A 1,307-nucleotide genomic window follows, 5' to 3' on the forward strand; every position below is an offset into this window, starting at 1 on the left:
ACGCCCTAAAAGACGAGGCTTTTCTTGCGTTCAGACCACACTTGATTAAACGAAAGCGTGTGCTTTTGAGTAACATTGTGTTTCCTGTTTTTTATGAAAATGTGATTATGCAACACACTCAACGGGTGCATTGGAGTTTTCCAGAACATCAATCGCAATCTCTCGAATAATGCTGTCGATACGATGTGGAGCATTATCGTTGTAAAGTCCATCATAATCGGCATAAATTCCGGATTTGCCAATACGTTCAAAAATAGTCATAAGCTCTGGTCCAGCGTTATACCAGTTTAGAATACGCTTTTGGGGTGTTGAGTAAGGTGTAAACAAAAAAGGCGAGTAACGACCGTTGTCAACTTCGCTAGGAAAAGCAAGAAGAATCATTTTTACACTTTCTTTGCCTTCAAAGCAAGAAAAACGACGAAATGCTTCTTTAATGTTTTCGAGATCGGTTTTAAGTAGTTGTTTCATGTTTAAGAGCCTTTTTTAATTTCGTCAATGTGTGTAATAGTTTTCCAGTGATAACGGCAAACAGAAATGTATTTTTCTTCAGCGCCAACATCAATGATTTTACCATTTTTGGTAACACGTCCATCTTGAGTAAACTTGAGAACCATCCTTGCTTTGGAGCCGCAAAAGCAAACTTGACTGATTTCTTCGACTTCGTCAGCGAGTTCAAAAAGGGCTTTGGAACCTTCGAAAAGGGTGCCATTAGAATTTGTTCTCAAACCATAACACATCACGGGCACATTAAGAAAATCAACAACATCTGAAAGTTGCTCGACGTGCTTGCGAGAAAAGAACTGACTTTCGTCAACCAAAACACAAGCAATATCTTTGGTTTTATCTTCAACCATTGATTTAACATGTTCAAAAATATCAAAATCTTCTGAAACAGAGAGCGCTTCGGCTTCAATACCCATGCGAGACTTAATAAGACCTGTGCCAAAACGATTATCGGTTGAGTGAGTCAGCAAAATAGTGTCACGGCCTTGGTATCTATAATTGTGATTTACTTGCAGAAGGTGAACACTTTTGCCTGCGTTCATAACGGAATAATAGAATCGAAACTTTGCCATATCGAAATACCTGTGCCTTTTTGACTATGTGAGTATTATAGCATAAAAGCTGCTCTGCATTCAAGGAAAGTTAAAGAAAGATTGTTTTTTTTAAAATCCAATATGGTAAAATGAAAAGACACGCACAACACGAACAGAGAATTAAGTGACTATAAAAGAACGAGCAGAAAAAATAATAAATTTAAAACAATTTGCAAACAACAACGCCCCAGAAAAGATTTCCTTTCAACC

At 37.5% G+C, this 1,307-nt stretch carries 2 protein-coding genes; both read right to left on the bottom strand.

The features are described 5' to 3' along the window. Positions 1-105 precede the first annotated feature (105 nt). Positions 106-468: a hypothetical protein gene (locus DWA30_RS12640; RefSeq protein ID WP_114492901.1), complete on the bottom strand. Its 363-nt coding sequence runs from the start codon at positions 466-468 to the stop codon at positions 106-108. Positions 469-470: 2 nt separating this feature from the next. After that, the gene (locus DWA30_RS12645; RefSeq protein ID WP_262510100.1) at positions 471-1,076 is read right to left on the bottom strand and encodes a thymidine kinase; all 606 of its coding nucleotides are present in this window, start codon (positions 1,074-1,076) and stop codon (positions 471-473) included. Positions 1,077-1,307 lie beyond the last annotated feature (231 nt).

Origin of the sequence: Candidatus Ulvibacter alkanivorans (assembly GCF_003333325.1) — a bacterium.
Taxonomy (GTDB): Bacteria; Bacteroidota; Bacteroidia; order Flavobacteriales; family Flavobacteriaceae; genus Ulvibacter_A; species Ulvibacter_A alkanivorans.

Excerpts from the sequence above, each read along its gene's own strand:
- DWA30_RS12645 (WP_262510100.1), bottom strand. The coding sequence starts at position 1,076 with ATGGCAAAGTTTCGATTCTATTATTCCGTTATGAACGCAGGCAAAAGT.
- DWA30_RS12640 (WP_114492901.1), bottom strand. The coding sequence starts at position 468 with ATGAAACAACTACTTAAAACCGATCTCGAAAACATTAAAGAAGCATTT.